This window comes from Nonomuraea sp. NPDC001684, assembly GCF_053596515.1.
Window position 1 is genome coordinate 22,968 of the sequence record NZ_JBSFGJ010000020.1, and the last position, 18,226, is coordinate 41,193.

Genomic DNA, 18,226 nt, shown 5'->3' on the forward strand with positions numbered 1-18,226 from the left:
CTGCCGGAGGAACACGACGCCACCGAGGCGTCGTGCGTGTCGCCCGCTCAGTCTGCGGCTTCGCAGGCGAGGCGGGAGGCGGGGCGCCGGGCATGAGCGCGGAGCGTGCCGATGCTGAGCCGGCAGGTGAGCAGCAACGCCAGGGCTGCGGGGATCAGCGCCCATGCGGGCAGATCGCCCGGATCGACGCCGTTGGCGAGCAGACCGCTGCCCGCGGCGGCTCCCGCGGCGGAACCGAGATACATCGCCGCCATCTGGAACGCGACGATCGGCATCGCCCGCTCGGGCCGGGTCCCGGTCAGGGCTTGTTGCAGGGTCGGAACGCTCGCCCACCCCGCCGCCCCCCACAACGCCGCCGCGACGAGCCAGGCCGCCGGTGTGGCAGAGATCCAGAAGACGGCGAAGCCCCCCAGGAGCACTGCCGGCAGGACGATGAGCAGCGTACGGGGCCCGAAGGCGTCCAGCGGCCTGCCGACCAGGGCGGAGCCGGCGACTCCGCCGATGCCCCAGGCCCACACCAGCGCGAATCCCCAGTCCTGGAGCCCTCGCGCCTCGGCCATGGGCAGCAGATAGGTGTAGAGCCCGAGACTGGCCACACCGAGGAGGAACGCGGCGGCGACCCCGACGAGCGTCCTCGCCGAACGCAGCACCGCGAAGGCGGGACCACGCGAAGCGGGCAACGACGGGATCGTTCGCGCCTTGACGGCCAGGGCCACCATGCTGAGCAGGCCGACCGCGACGACCAGGGCCATGGTCCATCGCCAGCTCAGCCGGTCGCCGATGAGCATCCCGACCGGCACTCCGGCGACCGTCCCGGTGGACAGGCCGAAGGTCACCATGGCCATGGCGCGCCCCCGTTCGTGGTCGGCGACCATGGCGGCGGCGGCTGCGGTCGCCACAGCGGTGAGCACGCCGGCGCCGGCGCCCGCGATCACCCGCGAGGCGAGGAACACCTCGGTCCCCGGCGAGACCACGGTGACGAGGTTGCCGAGATTGAACACGCCCAACGCGATCAGCAGCGCCCTCGCGGTACTCCCGCGGATCAGCGATCCGGACAACAACGGTCCTGCCAGAGCGTACGCGGCGGTGAAGGCCGTCACCCCCAGGCCGACCGCCGCGACCGTCGTGGCGAGCGAATCGGCGATCGAGGGCAGCACCCCGGCGAGAACGTAGGCGTCTATCCCCAGCGCGATCGCGGCGGCGACAAGCGGCCAGACGCGGCGGATCACGCGTCCTCCTGCGTGGGAGCGGCTTCCTGGTAGCCGTTGAGCACGGTGTCGATCAATCCGGGGAACCGCGCCTCCAGGTCGTCGTCGCGAAGTCGGATCAGGCACTTGCGTCCCTCGGCACGGACGAACACCACCCCGGACTCGCGCAGGAGGCTGGTGTGATGCGTGAGCGTGGAGCGCGGCAGGTCCGGGCCCAGCTCGATGCTGTCCACCTCGCCGCGTTCCGCGAGCATCCGCACCATCGACAACCGCAGCGGCTCACTCAACGCGAACAGCACGCGCGGGATCGCGATCTCATCAACCTCGGGATGCTGGTACACCCGTGCCGGCGCCAACGGAACCACCTTCAATCGTTCGACAATTTTCGCACGATGATAGTGCGAGAATTCTCGAACGATCAAATCGATCTGCAGGCGGTGCGCCGGCTCCGAAAGCAGGCCAGGTCAGCGCGGAGAGCCGGTTCGACAAGACGCCTGACAGCCGCCTGGCCGGGCTGGAGATCCGAACTCCGTGCAGACCCCAGTACTCCAGCCGTAGATCGTGATCTTGTTGCTGGAGTGCGGTGGAGAGGGGGCGGCGGTCAGTGGTCGCGATCGAGTTGGGCAGCCAGGCGTCCGCTACTCACTTCCTTCGAGACGGCGGGCATCTTTGATCTCGCTGAACCTGGCAGCCGTCATCGGGGTCCACTCCCTCCTCTCTCCAGCGGCACGGACGGCTTCTCCAACCTCGCTGAGCTTCACGGAGGACAACGCGCCCGCCCGTTCGATCAGGTCGTCCCGTGCCACGGTGGTCAGCCATGTGCACGGAGTAAAGCCTGGACGCGGGAACGCGAACCGCAGCACGCCTTCGAAGGGCAGCCCTTCCGGGGCTCCTACGGTCACTTCAACGCCCAGGCCGCTCATCTCGACGCCCGCTGGCGCAACGACCTGCATCGCTTGAAACCCGGATGACTCCTCGTCCGAGAGCAGCACGACAGGGCGTCGCTCATCGAAGTCGACCCACCAGACTTCACCGCGTTGCATGTGTCCTCCTGGTGCGAGGCGGCGGGCGAACGCTGCGTGCCCCGTGCGGGACACGGAAGGGATGCGGGCGCGGCCATTGCTGATCATCGGTGTGTGAAGAATGAAGATCATGCGGTGGCCGCGAGGCACAGCGTAGACCCTGCCCGCCGGCAGGAGGCGTTCGAGGTCCTGTTGGGTGTAGGTCCGCAGGGTGAAACCCGGATCGTGGTGCCCGAGGTACTCGCTGAGGGCCTTGATGTTCTCGCCGGCGTCCGGGAGCACTGAGGCGTAGAAGTGCCGCAGGGCATGCATGCCGTGCTCGCGCGCGGCCTTGTGCGGCTCGCCGCGCTTGCGCTTCGGGATGACACCGGCCCGTACGAGAGCCGTCGTCCAGTGGACGTACCGGCCGCCCGGTCACCGTCACCGTTCCCGCCTGCGGCGACCAGGGGAGGTGGGAGCCGGCCTCCGCCGTGGTCTTCTACGGTCAGCACCAGGAGCAGGCCTGCTGTGAGGGCGCCGCCGGGGAGGTGCGCTGCGGCCACGTCAGCTTCTTCGCCGACAGCGCGGCGGCACAGGCGTGGAGCCAGGCGCACCCGCAGGCGGCAGGACGGCTGCTCGCCCAGCGCCAAGCCTGGGAGATGGGCGTGGACATCTTCGGCCCACTCATGCGCCCATGGCCGGAAATTGGACAGTGAATGGCCTGGGAACTGGTCAGGTGAAATGCCGACACTCGGCGGGCAGGTCCTGCGACCGTCCCACCGAGGAAGGCTGATCGATAGTGACAGAACGCGTACGCGTGGCGGTGCTGGCCGGCGGGCCGTCCGCCGAGCACGAGGTGTCGCTGCTGTCGGCACACGCCGTGCTCGACGCCCTGCCGAAGGAGCTGTACGAGCCCGTGCCCGTCATCATCGACCGCCAGGGCAGGTGGCCGGTGGAGCTGCGACGCGATCAGGTGGACGTGGTCTTCCCGGTGCTGCACGGACCGTTCGGCGAGGACGGCGTCGTCCAGGGGCACCTGGAGACGCTGGGCATCCCGTACGTGGGTTGCGGCGTCCTGGCCTCCGCCGTGGCGATGGACAAGGTCGCGATGCGGCGCGCGTTCCTGGCGGAGGGCATCCCCGTCACCCCGGGTGTGTGGTTCACCGAGCACGAATGGCGCGCCACCATCGACTCCTGGGGGCTGGTGAAGTCGCTCGACTGGCCGATGTACGTGAAACCGTCCGGTCTGGGCTCCTCCATCGGCATCTCGCGTGTCACCACGATGGAGGAGCTGCGCGCGGGTGTGGAGCTGGCGCTGACACACGACCGGTTGGTCATCGTCGAGCAGGAGGTAGCCGCGCGCGAGCTCATCTGCAGCGTGCTCGGCGGTCATGACTTCCCGGAGGCGTCGCTGCCCGGCGAGCTCCTCGTGCCAGGCGACTGGCTCGACTACGAGGCCAAGTACCTCAGCAATGCCGAGATCGCCACGATCCCCGCCGTCCTGCCCGAACGCGTGGCCGAGGACGTGCGCGAGATGTCGCTGCGCGCCTTCCGGGCGATCGGCGGTTACGGCCTGGCCAGGGTCGACTTCCTCTACGAGGAGGAGTCGGGACGCCTGTACGTGCTGGAGATCAACACCATGCCCGGCTTCACGGCCCGTTCCGTCTACGCCAGGGCCTGGGCCGAGAGCGGTGTCCCGTACCCGGATCTGCTGCGCCGCCTCATCGACCTCGCGTTCGCCCGGAGCGGCAAGTGATCGCCAGAAGCAGGCAAGTGACCGTCAGGAGCGGCAAGTGATCGCCACGACGCTGGAGAGGATCGCGCAGGTCGTCGGCGCGAGCCTGCACGACGTGCGCGATCCGCGGGCGCTGGTGACGGCGCCCGCGGCAGTCGATTCGCGCGAGGTGGTGCCCGGCGGCCTGTTCGCCGCGACGGTCGGCGCCCGCGTAGACGGCCACGACTACGCGGGCCGTGCCGTCGCGGGCGGCGCCGTCGCCGTGCTGGCCTCGCGGCCCGTCGGCGTGCCCGCCCTCGTGGTCGACGACGTGCAGCTCGCGCTCGGCGTGCTGGCCAAGCACCTGCTCGGACGCATCAGCCCGACCGTGATCGGCCTGACCGGCTCCGTGGGCAAGACCACCACCAAGGACCTGCTGGCGCAGGTGCTCGAACGGCACGCCGAGACGGTCGCCACGGACAGGTCGTTCAACAACGAGCTCGGACTGCCGCTCACCGTGCTGCGCGCCGATGCCGCCACCCGGTACCTGGTGCTGGAGATGGGGGCGAGCAGGAAGGGCGACCTGACGTACCTGACCGGACTCGCGCCACCGCAGCTTGGGCTGGTGCTCAATGTCGGCAGCGCGCACGTGGAGCGCATGGGATCCGGGCCGGCCGACATAGCCGAGGCCAAGGGCGAGCTGGTCGAGGCGCTTCCGGCGGACGGGTTCGCGCTGCTCAACGCCGACGACCCGTACGTCGTCGGGATGGCCGGCCGTACCAGGGCCGAGGTCCTGCTGTACGGCGCGGCGGCGGGGGCACGGGTGCGGGCGGAAGGCGTGCGGCTGGACGACCGCGCGCGGCCCGCGTTCGAGCTGGTGACGCCGGGCGGCAGCGCCCCGGTCACGCTCGACCTCATGGGCGAGCATCAGGTGGGCAACGCGCTGGCCGCCGCCGCCGTGGCCACCGCGCTCGGCCTGGGCGCCGCCGAGATCGCCGAGGGACTGAACGCCGCCCGGCGGCGCTCCGCGGGCCGGTTGGAGATCGTCGAACGACGTGACGGCATCACCATCGTCGACGACGCCTACAACGCCAGCCCCGAGTCCATGAAGGCCGGGCTGCGGGCGGTGCGGGCGATGGCGGGCGCCCGCCGTACCGTCGCCGTGCTCGGCGCGATGGGGCAGCAGGCGGACACCTCGCGCGCCCGGCACGCCGAGATCGGCCGGCTCGTCGCCGACCTCCGCTTCGACGTGCTGATCGCGGTAGGGGAGGGGGATCCGCTCGCGATGGCGTGGGCGGCGGAGTCCGCGAACCGGGGCGTGGCCGTCCACACGGTCGAGGACGTGTCCGGCGCCACCGAGCTGGCCGGCTCGCTGCTCGAACCGGGCGACGTGGTGTTCGTCAAGGCCTCAAGCGAGATCGGGCTCGGCGCCTGCGCCCGCGCGCTGGCCGACGCCTGAACAGCTTCTGCTCTGCAGAATGACCGGCCACCCTGTCAAGCCTTCCGGCGACGAGCCGGCGAAACGGAGTTCCATGCGCACCATCGGTCTTATCGGCGGGTTGAGCTGGGAATCGACGGTGATCTACTACCAGATCATCAACCAGCGCACCCGCGAGCACCTCGGCGGCAGCCATTCCGCCAACAGCCTCATCTGGTCGGTCGACTACACGACGGTCGAGGACCTCATCTTCGCCGACCGCTGGGACGAGGTGAGCACGTTGCTGACCGGTGCGGGCAGGCGACTGGAGGATTCCGGCGCCGACGTCCTGCTCGTCTGCAGCAACACCTTCAGCCGGGTGAGCGACGACGTGGAGCGGGCCGTGGGCGTGCCGGTGCTGCACATCGCCGACGCCGTGGGCGCCGAGATCCGCGCCAGGGGCATGCGCAAGGTCGGCCTGCTCGGCACCAGGTTCACCATGGAGGAGCCCTTCTACCTGGATCGGCTGGCCGCCCACGGCGTCGAGGTGGTCGTCCCGCGTCGCGAACAGCGGAAGCTGGTCCACGACGTGATCTTCGACGAGCTGGTGCGCGGGGTGATCAGGGAAGCGTCCAGGGACGCCTACGCGCGGATCATCCAGGACCTCGCCGACGACGGCGCGGAGGGCGTCGTACTCGGCTGCACGGAGATCGAGCTGCTGATCAGTGAGAAGCACAGCCCGATCCCTGTGCTGCCGAGCGCCCGGCTGCACGCCGAGGCGGCGGTCGGTTTCGCCCTCGCCGAGTGATTCACGTACGGCTGGTGCCGTACAGCTCGCGGTGCCACAGGCCGGCGCAGACCCGTTCGATGCCGGCCGCCAGGTGGCGGCGATAGGTGGTGAAGGGGATGCCGAGCCGTTCCGCGGCCAGCTCCTGCGTGGGCGTACCGCAGAGGAACGTGACGGACAGCGCCCGGTGGAACTTGACCGAGCGCGGGTCCTCGCTCAGGTCGCCGATCGCCTGGCGCAGCAGGTCACCCAGTGCCGTGGCGGGATTCTGCTCCTCGGCGACCAGCCTGGTGCGCGTCAGGGGGGAGGCGGCCAGCTCGTCCGGCCGCGGCAACCTGCGCAACGCTCCGCGGACCGCGTCGGCGAACTCCTCCCTGGACAGCACCGCCAGTCTCGCCGTCGCGGCGCCAGGGCCGCTGGCGGGCCTCTTGACCATCTGCTCCAGCCACGCCCGCGCGGGCACCGCCCGCCAGTCATGGACGAACAGGCCGCCGGCGATGTCACGCATCCCGTGGTACCGCTCCGTGCGTGCTTCGATGTACGACCAGGCCAGCCGTTCGGCCCGTAGACAGTTGCCGAGCGCTCGCCACTGGATCAGTTCCAGCACCAGCGCGTTACCGCGGTACGGCGGAAGCACCCACTGCCTGCTGACCGCCAGGTGCTCACCGGCGCGCAGCGGGGTGGTGGCGCGCGCGTGCGCCCACGCCGCGGCCACGACGGGATCGGCCGCCAGCTCCTCCTCATCGAGCTCCGTCAACCGCAGCCACGCGGAGAGAGCCACCGGCTCGCCCGTCTCGGCGCTTCGATAGAGGCGGAACGCTTCCGGCTGACGCTCCACCCAGAATGCCGCCTCCTGTACCAGGATGCCGGCCTCCGCCTCCGCCTGCGGCAAGGCCTCTTCCTGGAACTCGCCGTCTCCGGTAGGCGGCCCGTGGTGGAGATGGAGCAGTGCCGCCACCGCGCCGGGCACGTCCGCGTCGCTCGCCGTACGCACCCTGTCCGCCAGGCGCGCATGCACGCGCTCGTGCATCACCGTGTACGCCTCAGGGTCCCGCCAGCGCAGGTCCGCCTCCAGCAGCCGCCGGACCACGCCGTGCGGGAACAGCCCGAGACCGCTCGATTCGACGAACGGCAACCGCCGCAGCCAGCGGAACAGCGTCCCCGCGTCCTCGGGGAAGGCCGCCCGCAGCAGGTCCTCCGTCGTCGTGTACGCGTGCGCGCAGATCTCCAGGGCACGCCGGTGCGCGGCCGAGGGCAGCTCGCCCACCAGCTGATCCAGCAACTCGGCCACCAGGTCCTGATCAGGTCTCCATCGCCTGCCGTCCTTCGCCGCCACGGCCGCCCCCAGGAGCAGCGCCAGCGGGTGACCGCCGGCGAAGGCGAGCAGCGGCTCGCGCACCTCGGCCGGCACGCCGGCGGCGTCCAGCAGGGTGTGCGCGTCCGCGGCCCGCAGATCGCGCAGCGGCAGCACCTCCAGCGACCCCGCCCATGCCGGGTCCGCCTGCCAGCGCACATCCGGCGGGTTCCGTCCCGCGATCACCGCCAGCGCCCCCGCGGGCACCCGCGGCAGGAACCGTTCGCGCAGCCACCCCTCAAGGTTCTGCACGCGGTCGAAACCGTCGAACAGCAGCACCGCGTCGTCCTGGCAGGCCGCCGGGTCCATCAGGCGCTCGTCCAGCATGGACACGGGCCGCCCCGCCGTCTCGGCCTCGTCGGCGAAGCGCCGCAGCAGGGCCGACTTCCCGATGCCGCCCGGACCGTGCACGTACAGGACGCTGCGGGCGCCGCTGTACAGCGCCGTGGTGAAGACCGCGAGCTCCTCCTCCCGCCCCACGAACGTCATCTCGCGCGCCGCGCGCAGCCGCCGCTCCAGAGAACCGGATATGGATCGCTACCCCTTCTCGAAGAGGTGGTGCACGCCGGGGTGGGGGAGCCGTCGCGGCGGTATGCCCCGCCTGTCCGGGCGGTGCTCGAAATGCCACCACTCGTTGTCGTACAGGCGGTAGAGGTCGTAGCGGGCGCCGTGCTCCTCCAGCCAGCGAGCGCCTTCGTGCGGGCGCACGTCCAGGGCGATGCCCTTGACGTGGCTGGACTCGGCCGGTGGCAGCACGAGCATGCGGGCCAGGGACGGAGAGCCGGAGCGGCGCACCTCGTCGTCGAACATCCGCTGCTGGACGACGGGGTCGCGGTATCCGGAGGTGGCGCCGATGAGCTGGCCGTGACGCCACAGCGCCTCGGTGCGCGCCGCGGTGAACGCGGCCATCGCGCCGTCGGTGAGCCCGGCGAGGTTCTCGGCGGGGAATCGCATCCGCAACGCCCAGCGGCAGGCCAGTTCGCGGGCGCGGCCTGGATGGCGAACGAAGGCCGGCGGCAGCAGCAGTACGGCGAGCACCAGCGTGGCCGCGGCGTACAGCCTGTCTCGGGGCCGGGGAGGGATGGTGCGTGGTTCGTCCATGACGAACCACCCTTGGCGCCAAATATGAGCGCATCGTCCGCCGAATGTCACCGTTTGTCGACGGCCCCAGGCTGTGCGCCTCGGGCGAACTGCCAGGACGGCCGGACGGCATCCTCCAGTGCCGGGACCGGAGCCCCCGCTTACGCGATCAGGAGGCTGGCCAGCGCCGGACCTAAGGCGCCGCCGAGTTGGTAGCACAGGGTGAACAGGGCGAGCGCGGTGGCTCGATGCTCGCCTGGGACGGCCTTGCCGGCGCGATCGGAGTGCCAGGCCATCGCCGCCGTGGCGGCGAACACTGCGAACGCGTTGGCCGCTACGAGGGCCGTCGGCCAGGGCGCGGTCAGCGGCAGGGCCACGGCCACGGCGCCGGCGGTCAGGAGGACCGTCCGGGTGAGGGCGGGGGCGTACCGGGAGGTCCAGCGGGTGAACAGCAGCGAGGCGATTGAGCCGGCGGCCAGCATGACGAGCGTCGCCAGCCCGATCCGTTCGGCCGGCCAGTGGCGTTCCAGCATTCTGGGAACGGTGTAGAGCAGGGCGAAGTAGGAGGTGGACAGCGCACACGCGGTCGCCGAGGCGATGACGAACACGCGGGAGCTCACCACCGCCCGGGGGACGAACCCGGCGTTGCTCCTGCGGATGTGCAGGGTCAGGAGCGCGGTCGCGACGGCGGCTGCGGCCAGTGTGGCCGGGCCCAGGCGCGGGGTCAGGATGAACGCGCTGATCAACGTCATCACCAGCAGGATGCCGACGATGTCGGTGGGCGCGGAGGCGTCGGTGGGTCCGGCGTCATGATCGTGGGGGTGTGCTGGAGCGTGGCGCAGGATGGCGGGGACGGCCAGCAGCGCGGGCAGGGACAGCAGCAGCGGCGTCCGCCAGGAGATCGCTGACAGGGTAGAGCCGACCAGCGGGCCGAACGCGCCGACGAGGCCGACTCCGGCGGTGATCACGCCTGTCCGGGAGGTCGTCCCGGCCAGGGTGATGGCGAGGGTCACCAGACCGCCCCCGCCGGCGGCCTGAGCGGCGCGTCCGGCCAGGAGCATCGGCAGCGCCGGCGCGAGTGCCACCAGGAGCGTGCCGAGCAGCACCAGGGCGGCGTTGGCGAGTGTGGCGACGCGGCTGCCGCGGGTACGCAGCAGCGCGGCGGTGAGTGGGGCGCCCAGCACGCCACCCCAGCCGAAGGCGGTGGCGGCCCAGGTGGCGTCGGCGGCCGAGACGTCGAGCGCGTGGGCCAGGGCGGGGATGACGGTGGTGATGCTGTTGGCGCTGAGTGAGGTCGGGGTCGCCAGCAAGGCGAGGGAGAGGACGGAGATCCGTCCGTTGTGTGCGGTCGCGTGGATCACTCGCTCAAAGTACACCAGATAGTGTAAAACATGCACTCGATGGTGTAGTTTGATGTTCGTCCACCGAAGGAGAGACATGAACGAGCTGACCATCCTGGCCCTGTCCGGCAGCCTGCGCGCGCAGTCCCACAACACCGCACTGCTGCACGCGGCACGCACGCTGAGCCTCGGGGGGCCGGCCATCGCCATCGAGGACGACCTGGGCCGATTGCCGCTCTACAACCAGGACCTGGACAGCGGTACGCCACCCGTGACGGTCGCCGAATTCCGGGCCCGCATCGCCGCCGCCGACGCCCTGCTGATCGCCACCCCGGAACACAACGCCTCGGTCCCGGCCGCACTGAAGAACGCCATCGACTGGGCGAGCACCCCACCCGAAGGGTTGTTGCGCGGCAAGCCAGTGGCCATCGCAGGCGCCTCACCGGGACCGTTCGGTTCGGTACGCGCGCAACTCGCCCTCCGCCAGATCCTGGCCGCGGTGGGGGCCGAAGTCGTGGTCAAACCGGAGGTCACGGTGTTCCACTGTGACACCCGCTTCACCAGCGAACGCGAGCTGAGCGACCCCTGCACCGCCGACCTGCTGCGGGAACTGCTCAACGCCCTGTCGCGCAAGGTCCGCCCGTACACTGCGGCCAAGTAGCCCCAGCCCGAAAGGACACCGATGACCCTGAGCCGGCCCGAGCCGTACGGCAGAGCGGACAAGCGGCAGGCGATCACCCAAGCCGCTCGCCGGGTGTTCGGCCGCGACGGCTACACCCGCGCCAGCATGGACTCGATCGCCGCCGCGGCCGGGGTGTCCAAGCGGACGGTCTACAACCACTTCACCGACAAGGAACAGCTGTTCCTGACCGTCGCGCTGGAAGGCGCCGAGGACGTCACCGCCGCGATCGCACAGATCATGGACCGGCACCTGCGCAAAATCGTGGACCTGGAGCAGGACCTGATCGACTTCTCCCTCGACCGGGTCGCCGCAGTGACCTCTTTCCCCGATCACTTCGCTCTGGTGCGGGCCATCGAGGCCGAGGCCGCCCACATCCCCCCACCGATCCTGAAGTCCTGGATCGCAGCCGGACCACAGACCGCGCACCTGCGCCTGGCACCGTACCTGCGCCGGATCGCCGACCGCGGCCTGCTGGACATCCATGACGCCGACAGCGCCGCCGCCCACCTCACCCTGTTGACCGTCACCGATGTCAACCAGCAGACGTTCTACGGCGCCGTCCCGCTGCCCCAGGAGGAGATCACTCAGCTCGTCACCATCGGCGTGCGGGCCTTCCTGCGCAGTTACGCCCCCACCGTCCCTTAGCGTGATGCGCCAGGAGTTCGCGCCGAAGCGGCTGATGTGGGCCCGCAGGTAGGGCGCGATCCGACCGAGCTGGTCGGCGGTGATCTCCCGTTCCTCTGCGACGAGCCGGCGCACGATGTCCTACGCCGCCTACTCGCCCAGGGCGAAGACGGCCAAGGAGCAGGTGTACCAGAGGTTCGCCATGGACTTCGCGCTCTGACCGGGGCGCGCCTGGGGGCCTGGTCGCTCGGGGTGAGCGAGCGGCGTTCGAGGTGATGGGGGGCCGTGGAGCCTTCCGGCCGGGCCACGGCGGACCGTACGCACGAGGTCGAGACGCGCATCACCCTGGCCCGGGCACCCCCGAGCAGTTGCGGACCGTACGCGAGTGCATGCCGAAGGGAGGTCCGGTGCACAACATGGACGGCAGCCGGCGCCTCCCCGAGCAGGGCGCGGTCGAGGACTTCCGGCTGCTGGCGGACTTCCGGGACAGGTGGGGGACGACCGCTCTGGTGGGCAGCCGGGCCGGCTTCGTCCTGTGCACGCCGGCGTCTCCCCGCACCGCGTACGGCCCGCAGGACCAGGTCCTGGGGCAGGAGAAGGACGTGGCGTTCGGCCCCCTGGGCCGGGGCGGCGACTGAGCCCCCGCCGGGGCCGTCTCACCCGCTCACGCGCTCCGCGCGCCCGTTCGCGCGGCGCCAGTCGCTCGCGGTGAGGCGGTACAGGACGTGGCGGCGCAGCCGGTGGCCGGGCGGCAGGACGGGATGGTCGAAGTCCCCCTCGGGGTCGTGGACCATCCCGAGGCGGCGCATGACGGCGCTGGAGCGGGTGTTGACCGTGGCCGTGAAGGAGACCACCTCCGCCAGGCCGAGCCGGTCGAAGGCGAAGCCGAGCGCGGCGGTGGCCGCCTCGCTCGCGTAGCCGTGCCCCCACGACCTGCGGTCGAGCCGCCAGGCGATCTCCGTCGCGGGCATGAAGGGGGCCTCGAACGTCGGCCGGTGCAGGCCGGTGAAGCCGATGAACTCGCCGGTGTCCAGCCGTTCCAGCGCCCAGCGTCCCCAGCCCTGCCGGGTGATCAGGTCGTCGCTGGCGTCGGCGAGCGCGTCGCTCTGCTCGCGGCTGAGCGTGGCGGGGAAGTGTTCCATGACCTCGGGATCGGCGTTGAGCTCCGCGAAGGGCTCGCGGTCGGAGGGGCGCCATGGCCGCAGCAGCAGGCGCTCGGTACGCAGCTCGACCGGCGGCAGGTGGGTGGAGTCGATCACCGGTCACATCTTATGCGCGGGGCGAGGTGGGGGAGCTCGTACTCTTGGTCCCGTGTTGAGTAGTAACCGGCTGCGTGTCCTGCTTGAGGTGTTCAGGACGGGCAGTATCGCCGGTGCGGCCAGGGTGCTGAAGTTGTCGCCGTCCGCGGTGTCCCATCAGCTGTCCCGGTTGGAGCAGGAGGCGGGGGTCGGGCTGGTCGAGCGCAACGCCCAGAGCCTGCGGCTGACCGAGGCGGGACGCCGCCTGGCCATCCGCGCCCAGGAGGTCGTCGACATCATCGAGGCGGCCGAGAAGGACCTGCTCGCCCAGGCCAGGGTGGACGCCGGCGAGCTGCGCATCGGCTTCTTCGCCTCCGCCGGGTACCGGCTGCTGCCGCTGGCGTTGTCGCGGTTCGCCTCCCGGTATCCCAAGGTGGCGCTCGACCTGGTGGAGGGCCAGCCGTACGAGCTGCTGCCCGATCTGGAGCGCGGCGCGCTCGACGTGCTGGTGGTCTTCGAGCACGCGCTGGACCCGTGGCAGTGCCCGGAGGGGGTGGAGGTCGTCCACCTGTTCGACGAGCCGCAGCTGCTGGTCCTGCCGACCGGCCACGCCGCCGCCCAGCGGCCCAAGGTACGGCTGGCGGACCTGGCCGAGGAGCCGTGGATCACCACGTTCGGCGCCGAGCACCCGGTGTCGATCCTGGAACGGGCCAGCACGCTGGAGGGCTTCTCGCCGCGGATCCGCTGCCGCAGCGACCACTACGAGGTGACGATCGGCCTGGTACGGGCCGGGCTCGGCGTCGCGCTGGTGCCGAGCCTCGGCCTGCAGGGCGCGACCGGGCTGCACACCTGCCGGCTGACCACGCCGAACCTGTTCCGCAGGATCGGCGTGGCCAGGCGGCCGACCAATCCCAACCCGGCCGCCCGGTCGTTCCTGGCCTACCTGCGTACGGCCTCGGCCCAGCTCAGGAACTCGCTGGAGCCGTCGCTGCGCTGAGGCGGGCGGCGACGTCCAGGCCGGCCCGCCGTACGGCGGAGGTCAGGTCGTGCTCGCTGCCCGCGGGGCCGTGGGCCAGGACGGCGTAGGCGATGCGGCCGTCCATGATGCCGACGTCGGACCGGACGCCCTCGTCGGTGCCGGTCTTGTTGGCCAGCCAGTCGCCCTCGGGATCGTGCCTGACCAGGGCGGGGACGAGCCCGTGGTCGGTGTTCTGCCGCATCCAGCCGCGCATGAGCGCCTGCCAGCCGCCCGGACCGGCGAGCAGCGCGGCCAGGCCGGACAGCTCGGCCGCGGTGCCGATCGCGAACGTCGGCGGGTCCTGCGGGGTGCGCGGTTCCCTGATGCGGTCGAGCAGCCTGGTCCGCGACAGCCCGAGGGCTGCGGCGGCGGCGTTGACCCGGTCCAGGCCGATCGTGCGCAGCAGCGCGTTCGTGGCGGTGTTGTCGCTGACGGCGGCGGTCAGCAGGGCGAGGTCGCCGATCGTCCAGGCGCGCGCGGACAGCGACGTGAGCAGCCCGGAGCCGCCGCAGTAGTCGTCGTCGTGCAGCGTCACGGGCGTGTCGGGGGCCAGGATGCCGCCCTCGACGCTCATCGCCACCTCGGCCAGCAGCAGCAGCTTGCCGACGCTGGCCAGCGGCAGCTCGGCGTCCTCGTTGACGCCGTGGAACTCGCCCGTCACCAGATCCCTCGTCGCGACGGCGAGCGTGATGTCGTTCACCGCCCGATGATCCTTCCTGGTCTGTCCTCGGTGAGCCTGTTGTCCTCCACGGCGAGCCGTCCGGCCACCACGACGGCCCTGATGCCGACGGGAGGCAGCAGCGGGTCGGCGTAGGTCGCGCCGTCGGCCACCGTCGCGGGGTCGAAGAGCACCAGGTCGGCGTGCGCTCCGTCGCGCACGACGCCCCGGTCCGCCAGCCCGAACCGGTCGGCGGCCATGCCGGTCATCTTGTGGACGGCGGTCTCCACCGGGAACAGCCCCTGGTCGCGGGAGTAGCGGCCGAGCACCCTGGGGAAGGTGCCGGCCAGCCGGGGGTGCGGATGGCCCGGCTTGGGCACGCCGTCCGAGCCGATCATGACGTACTCGCTCGCCAGGACCCGCTGGACGTCGTCCTCGCGCATGGAGTGGCTGATGATCGTCACCTCGCCGTCCTCGGCGAGCAGCAGCTCGGCCGCCGCGTCCACCGGGTCGCCGCCCAGCTCGGCGATCGTGCGGCCCTCGGCCTCGGGATGACGGGTGGCGCAGGCGACCGAGATGCGGTCCCAGCCGCCGTTGCCGACGGTGTTCTCCCAGCCCGGCACGCCGTCCTCGATGGCCGCGCGCATGCGGTCGCGCTGGCCGGGGTCGCGCAGCCGGTCGAGCAGCGCCTCGGTGCCGCCGTCGTTGGCCCACGGGGGGAACATCGCCGACAGCGACGTGCTGCCCTCGGTGTAGGGGTAGACGTCGCAGGTGAGGTCCATGCCCTGGGCGCGCAGCGCGGCGATGCGGGGGAGCGTGCGCAGGGTCTTGCCCCAGGCGTGCTTGCCGGCCGTCTTGTGGTGGCTGACGTGCAGCGCGGCCCCGCTGCTGCGGGCGATCTCGACGGCCTCCTCCAGCGCCTCCTCCACGCGCGACATCTCGTCCCGCAGGTGGGTGACGTACGGCTTGCCGTGCCGGGCCGCGACGCGGGCCAGCGCGACCACCTCGGCGGTGTCGCCGTACGTGCCGGGGGTGTAGATGAGGCCGGTGGACAGCCCGGCGGCGCCGGCGGCCAGCGCCTCGTCGAGCAGCGCGCACATGGTGGCGAGCTCGGCGGGGGTGGCCGGGCGGTCCTCGTAGCCGAGCACGCCGGCCCGCAGGGTGCCGTGGCCGACGAGGGAGGTCAGGTGGTTCGACCGGGGGGCCCGCTCGTGCGCCGCGACGAACCCGTCGTAGTCCTCAAAAATCGGGATGTCGCCGCCGAAGCCGGCCCTGCTCGACCGGCGCAGCGCCGGCACCCGCTCGGGCAGCGCCGGGAACAGGCTCGACCCGCAGTTGCCGCAGATCTCCACCGTGACGCCCATGAGCACGGGCGCGGCGGCCAGCTCCCGGCCCGCCTCCCCGAGCAGGGTGACCGCGTCGGAGTGGGTGTGGACGTCGATGAACCCGGGCGCGACCACCAGCCCGGCGGCGTCGATCACCCGCCCCCCGCCGCCGTCGGACGGGCCGCCCCCGGGCAGCAGGACGAGGCGGTCACCGCGGACGCCGACGTCGGCCCGGCGCAGCGGCGCGCCCGTCCCGTCGGCCACGAGGCCACCGCTGATCAGCATGTCGAGGCTCACGTGGCCGAACCCTCCCTGAGAAGCGAGCCGTTCACAGCACCTGCCCGAGGAAGGCGCGGGTGCGCTCGTGACGCGGCGCGGACAGCACCTCGCGCGGCGGCCCCTCCTCCACGATCACGCCGTCGTCGATGAACACCAGGTGGTCGCCCGCCTCTCTGGCGAAGCCCATCTCGTGGGTCACCACGATCATCGTCATCCCGCTGGCCGCCAGGTCGCGCATGACCTGCAGCACCTCCTGCACCAGCTCGGGGTCGAGCGCGCTGGTCGGCTCGTCGAACAGCATGAGCTTGGGGTCCATGGCCAGGCTGCGCGCGATCGCGACCCGCTGCTGCTGGCCGCCCGACAGCTGCCTGGGGTAGTGGCCGGCCCGGTCGGCCAGCCCCACCCGGTCGAGCAGCGTCATCGCGCGCTCGGCCGCCTTCGCCTTCGGCAGGCGCTTGACCGTGCACGGGCCCTCCATGACGTTCTCCAGCGCGGTCATGTGCGGGAACAGGTGGAAGCGCTGGAAGACCATGCCGATCTCCTGGCGCTGGCGGCACAGCTCACCGGGCCGCAGCAGGTGCAGCTTGCCGCCCTGCTCGCTGAAGCCCATGAGCTCGCCGTCGACCCACACCCGGCCCGCGTCGATCGTCTCCAGCCGGTTGACGCAGCGCAACAGCGTCGACTTGCCGGACCCGGACGGGCCCACCACGCAGACCACCGCGCCGGCCGGCACGTCGAGGCTGACGCCCTTCAGCACCTCCAGCTGGCCGAAGCGCTTCCGGACCGATTCGATCTTCACCATGCTAGTGGCCACGGCTGAACCTCCTCTCCAGGGAGCGCTGGCCGAAGGTGGCCACGGTGGTGAGCAGCAGGTACCAGGTGGAGGCGACCACCAGCAGCGCGATCACCTCGAAGTTGTCCAGGTAGATGCGCTGGGAGACGGTCAGCAGCTCCGCGCCGGAGATGACCGAGACCATCGAGGTGGTCTTCAGCATGGAGATGAACTGGTTGCCGGTCGGCGGGATGATCACCCGCATCGCCTGCGGCAGCACGACCCTGCGCAGGATCTGCCGGTGCGTCATGCCCAGCGACTCGGCCGCCTCCCGCTGCCCGGGATCCACCGAACGGATGCCCGCGCGGACGATCTCGGCCATGTACGCGCCCTCGTTGATGGTCAGCCCGAGCAGCGCCGCCGTGAACGGCGTGATCAGCTCGTTGGCCGGCCACTGGAGGAACATCGGGCCGCCGAACGGCACGCCGAGCCCGATCTCGGGGAAGACCAGGCCGATGTTGAACCAGAAGATGAGCTGCACCAGCAGCGGCGTGCCCCGGAAGAACCAGGTGTAGAGGCCGGCCGCGCCGCGCAGCACCGGGCTGTCCGACAACTGCATGACGGCGGCGACCACGCCGAGGGCGACGCCGATGACCATGGACAGCGCGGTGAGCGCGATCGTGATCCACAGGCCGCCGAGCACGCGGCCGTCCAGCAGGAACTCGGCGATGACGTCCCAGTGGAGGTTGGGGTTGACGATGACGGTGTAGGCCAGCCACGCCATCACCAGCGCCGCGACCACCGCCGCGACGAGCCGCCCGGGCCTGGGCGGCTTCACCGCCTCGATCGGGAGTTCCATCATGCGCCGGTGTTGATCGTGACCTTGGGCACGGCGTTGGCCGTCGTGCCGTACTTCTCCAGGATCCTGCCGTACTCGCCGCTGTCGATCAGCTCCTGCAGCGCCTTGGCGACGGCGTCGCGCAGGCCGGTCTGCTTCTTGTCGATCGCGATGCCCCAGGGGCCGGCGTCGTACTGCTCGGCCAGGACCTCGTACTTGCCGGTCTCCTTGGCGTACATGGCGGCCACGGGGGAGTCGACGATCGTGGCGACGGTACGGCCGGAGTCGATGGTGAGCAGGCCGGTGGGGGCGTCCTCGCTCTGCATGATCTCCATCTTCTGGGCGCACTTCTCGTTCTGGCGCTTGCCGATCTCCAGGTTGGAGCTGCCCTTGGCCAGGACGACCTTCTTGCCGCACAGGTCCTCAAGGGTCTTGATGCCCTCGGGGTTGCCCTTCTTGACCATGATCGAGCCGCCGGCGTTGAAGTAGTCGACGAAGTCGACGGCCTTGCGGCGCTGTTCGAGGTCGCTGAGCGCGGCCATGGCGATGTCCCACCGGCCGCCCTGCAGGCCGGGGATGAGACCGTCGAAGGAGGCGTTGATGATCCGGGTCTTCAGCCCGAGCCGCTCGCCGACCGCCACGGCCAGGTCGGCGTCGACGCCGGTCATCTCCTGGGTGCCCGGCTTGTACATCTCCATCGGGGGATAGCCTTCCGAGGTCGCCATGCGGAGCTCGCCGGACTTCCGTACGGAATCCGGGACGAGGTCCTTGGCGCTCTTGCCGGTCGAGGAGGGCGGCGTGGGGGCCGCCGCCGTACCCGAGGTGGACCTCCCGCATCCCGCGCCGAGCGCGCAGGCCGCCACCAGGGCGATGACCAGGTGTGTTCGCATG

19 protein-coding genes and 1 pseudogene are annotated in these 18,226 nt (G+C 71.3%); 8 read left to right on the forward strand and 12 right to left on the reverse strand.

The annotated features are described in order from the left end of the window. Positions 1-47: 47 nt before the first annotated feature. The 3 genes from ACWCSD_RS06835 to ACWCSD_RS06845 form a co-directional block, all read right to left on the reverse strand. Positions 48-1,229, reverse strand: coding sequence for an MFS transporter (locus tag ACWCSD_RS06835; protein WP_449913453.1), 1,182 nt, complete (start codon positions 1,227-1,229; stop codon positions 48-50). After that, positions 1,226-1,573 (reverse strand): ArsR/SmtB family transcription factor, encoded by a 348-nt coding sequence (locus ACWCSD_RS06840; RefSeq protein WP_364086743.1) that lies wholly within the window; start codon positions 1,571-1,573, stop codon positions 1,226-1,228. The genes ACWCSD_RS06835 and ACWCSD_RS06840 overlap by 4 nt, the downstream gene beginning before the upstream one ends. 273 nt (positions 1,574-1,846) lie before the next feature. Next, positions 1,847-2,542: a type II toxin-antitoxin system PemK/MazF family toxin gene (locus ACWCSD_RS06845; protein WP_449913454.1), complete on the reverse strand. Its 696-nt coding sequence runs from the start codon at positions 2,540-2,542 to the stop codon at positions 1,847-1,849. Positions 2,543-2,616: 74 nt separating this feature from the next. Between ACWCSD_RS06845 and merB the strand changes: the two are divergent. The 4 genes and pseudogenes from merB to ACWCSD_RS06865 form a co-directional block, all read left to right on the forward strand. Continuing rightward, positions 2,617-2,925, forward strand: a pseudogene (gene merB, locus ACWCSD_RS06850) (organomercurial lyase); the annotation flags it as partial. An 83-nt stretch (positions 2,926-3,008) separates the two neighbouring features. After that, positions 3,009-3,965 (forward strand): D-alanine--D-alanine ligase family protein, encoded by a 957-nt coding sequence (locus ACWCSD_RS06855; protein ID WP_449913455.1) that lies wholly within the window; start codon positions 3,009-3,011, stop codon positions 3,963-3,965. A gap of 37 nt (positions 3,966-4,002) precedes the next feature. Continuing rightward, entirely contained in the window at positions 4,003-5,382 is a 1,380-nt protein-coding gene (locus ACWCSD_RS06860; protein ID WP_449913456.1) for a UDP-N-acetylmuramoyl-tripeptide--D-alanyl-D-alanine ligase, read from the forward strand. Positions 5,383-5,455: 73 nt separating this feature from the next. Next, positions 5,456-6,148: an aspartate/glutamate racemase family protein gene (locus ACWCSD_RS06865; RefSeq protein ID WP_449913458.1), complete on the forward strand. Its 693-nt coding sequence runs from the start codon at positions 5,456-5,458 to the stop codon at positions 6,146-6,148. 1 nt (position 6,149) lies between these two features. Here the strand turns inward: ACWCSD_RS06865 and ACWCSD_RS06870 are convergent, their stop codons facing one another. The 3 genes from ACWCSD_RS06870 to ACWCSD_RS06880 all read right to left on the reverse strand — a co-directional run bounded on the left by ACWCSD_RS06870 (position 6,150) and on the right by ACWCSD_RS06880 (position 9,922). Beyond that, entirely contained in the window at positions 6,150-7,970 is a 1,821-nt protein-coding gene (locus tag ACWCSD_RS06870; protein WP_449913459.1) for an ATP-binding protein, read from the reverse strand. A 48-nt stretch (positions 7,971-8,018) separates the two neighbouring features. Next, positions 8,019-8,582 (reverse strand): D,D-peptidase/D,D-carboxypeptidase VanY-N, encoded by a 564-nt coding sequence (gene vanY-N / locus ACWCSD_RS06875; RefSeq protein WP_449913461.1) that lies wholly within the window; start codon positions 8,580-8,582, stop codon positions 8,019-8,021. 140 nt (positions 8,583-8,722) lie between these two features. Continuing rightward, positions 8,723-9,922: an MFS transporter gene (locus tag ACWCSD_RS06880; RefSeq protein WP_449913463.1), complete on the reverse strand. Its 1,200-nt coding sequence runs from the start codon at positions 9,920-9,922 to the stop codon at positions 8,723-8,725. Between the two features lie 76 nt (positions 9,923-9,998). Between ACWCSD_RS06880 and ACWCSD_RS06885 the strand changes: the two genes are divergently transcribed. The 3 genes from ACWCSD_RS06885 to ACWCSD_RS06895 all read left to right on the forward strand — a co-directional run bounded on the left by ACWCSD_RS06885 (position 9,999) and on the right by ACWCSD_RS06895 (position 11,845). Then, positions 9,999-10,562, forward strand: a complete 564-nt coding sequence (locus ACWCSD_RS06885; RefSeq protein WP_397165222.1) for an NADPH-dependent FMN reductase — start codon at positions 9,999-10,001, stop codon at positions 10,560-10,562. A 21-nt stretch (positions 10,563-10,583) separates the two neighbouring features. After that, positions 10,584-11,228, forward strand: coding sequence for a TetR/AcrR family transcriptional regulator (locus ACWCSD_RS06890; protein WP_449913464.1), 645 nt, complete (start codon positions 10,584-10,586; stop codon positions 11,226-11,228). A gap of 386 nt (positions 11,229-11,614) precedes the next feature. Further along, positions 11,615-11,845, forward strand: a complete 231-nt coding sequence (locus tag ACWCSD_RS06895) for a hypothetical protein (RefSeq protein WP_449913466.1) — start codon at positions 11,615-11,617, stop codon at positions 11,843-11,845. Between the two features lie 18 nt (positions 11,846-11,863). Here ACWCSD_RS06895 and ACWCSD_RS06900 read toward each other — a convergent pair whose 3' ends face one another. Continuing rightward, complete coding sequence (locus ACWCSD_RS06900) at positions 11,864-12,466, reverse strand: GNAT family N-acetyltransferase (RefSeq protein WP_397165227.1); 603 nt, start codon at positions 12,464-12,466, stop codon at positions 11,864-11,866. Positions 12,467-12,518: 52 nt separating this feature from the next. Between ACWCSD_RS06900 and ACWCSD_RS06905 the strand changes: the two genes are divergently transcribed. Further along, complete coding sequence (locus ACWCSD_RS06905) at positions 12,519-13,442, forward strand: LysR family transcriptional regulator (protein WP_357969738.1); 924 nt, start codon at positions 12,519-12,521, stop codon at positions 13,440-13,442. Here the strand turns inward: ACWCSD_RS06905 and ACWCSD_RS06910 are convergent. The 5 genes from ACWCSD_RS06910 to ACWCSD_RS06930 are packed head-to-tail and all read right to left on the reverse strand — an operon-like array spanning position 13,411 to position 18,225. After that, on the reverse strand, positions 13,411-14,163 hold the full coding sequence (locus ACWCSD_RS06910) for a serine hydrolase (protein WP_387669120.1): 753 nt from the start codon (positions 14,161-14,163) through the stop codon (positions 13,411-13,413). The genes ACWCSD_RS06905 and ACWCSD_RS06910 overlap by 32 nt on opposite strands. Further along, positions 14,160-15,743: an amidohydrolase family protein gene (locus tag ACWCSD_RS06915; RefSeq protein ID WP_397165229.1), complete on the reverse strand. Its 1,584-nt coding sequence runs from the start codon at positions 15,741-15,743 to the stop codon at positions 14,160-14,162. The genes ACWCSD_RS06910 and ACWCSD_RS06915 overlap by 4 nt, the downstream gene beginning before the upstream one ends. 31 nt (positions 15,744-15,774) lie before the next feature. Then, positions 15,775-16,527, reverse strand: coding sequence for an amino acid ABC transporter ATP-binding protein (locus tag ACWCSD_RS06920; RefSeq protein WP_387669274.1), 753 nt, complete (start codon positions 16,525-16,527; stop codon positions 15,775-15,777). 1 nt (position 16,528) lies between these two features. Further along, complete coding sequence (locus ACWCSD_RS06925) at positions 16,529-17,359, reverse strand: amino acid ABC transporter permease (RefSeq protein ID WP_358282334.1); 831 nt, start codon at positions 17,357-17,359, stop codon at positions 16,529-16,531. After that, a complete protein-coding gene (locus tag ACWCSD_RS06930) occupies positions 17,356-18,225 on the reverse strand; it encodes an ABC transporter substrate-binding protein (protein ID WP_397165230.1) in 870 nt (289 codons plus the stop codon). Before ACWCSD_RS06930 ends, ACWCSD_RS06925 begins: the two co-directional genes overlap by 4 nt. Between the last annotated feature and the right edge of the window lies 1 nt (position 18,226).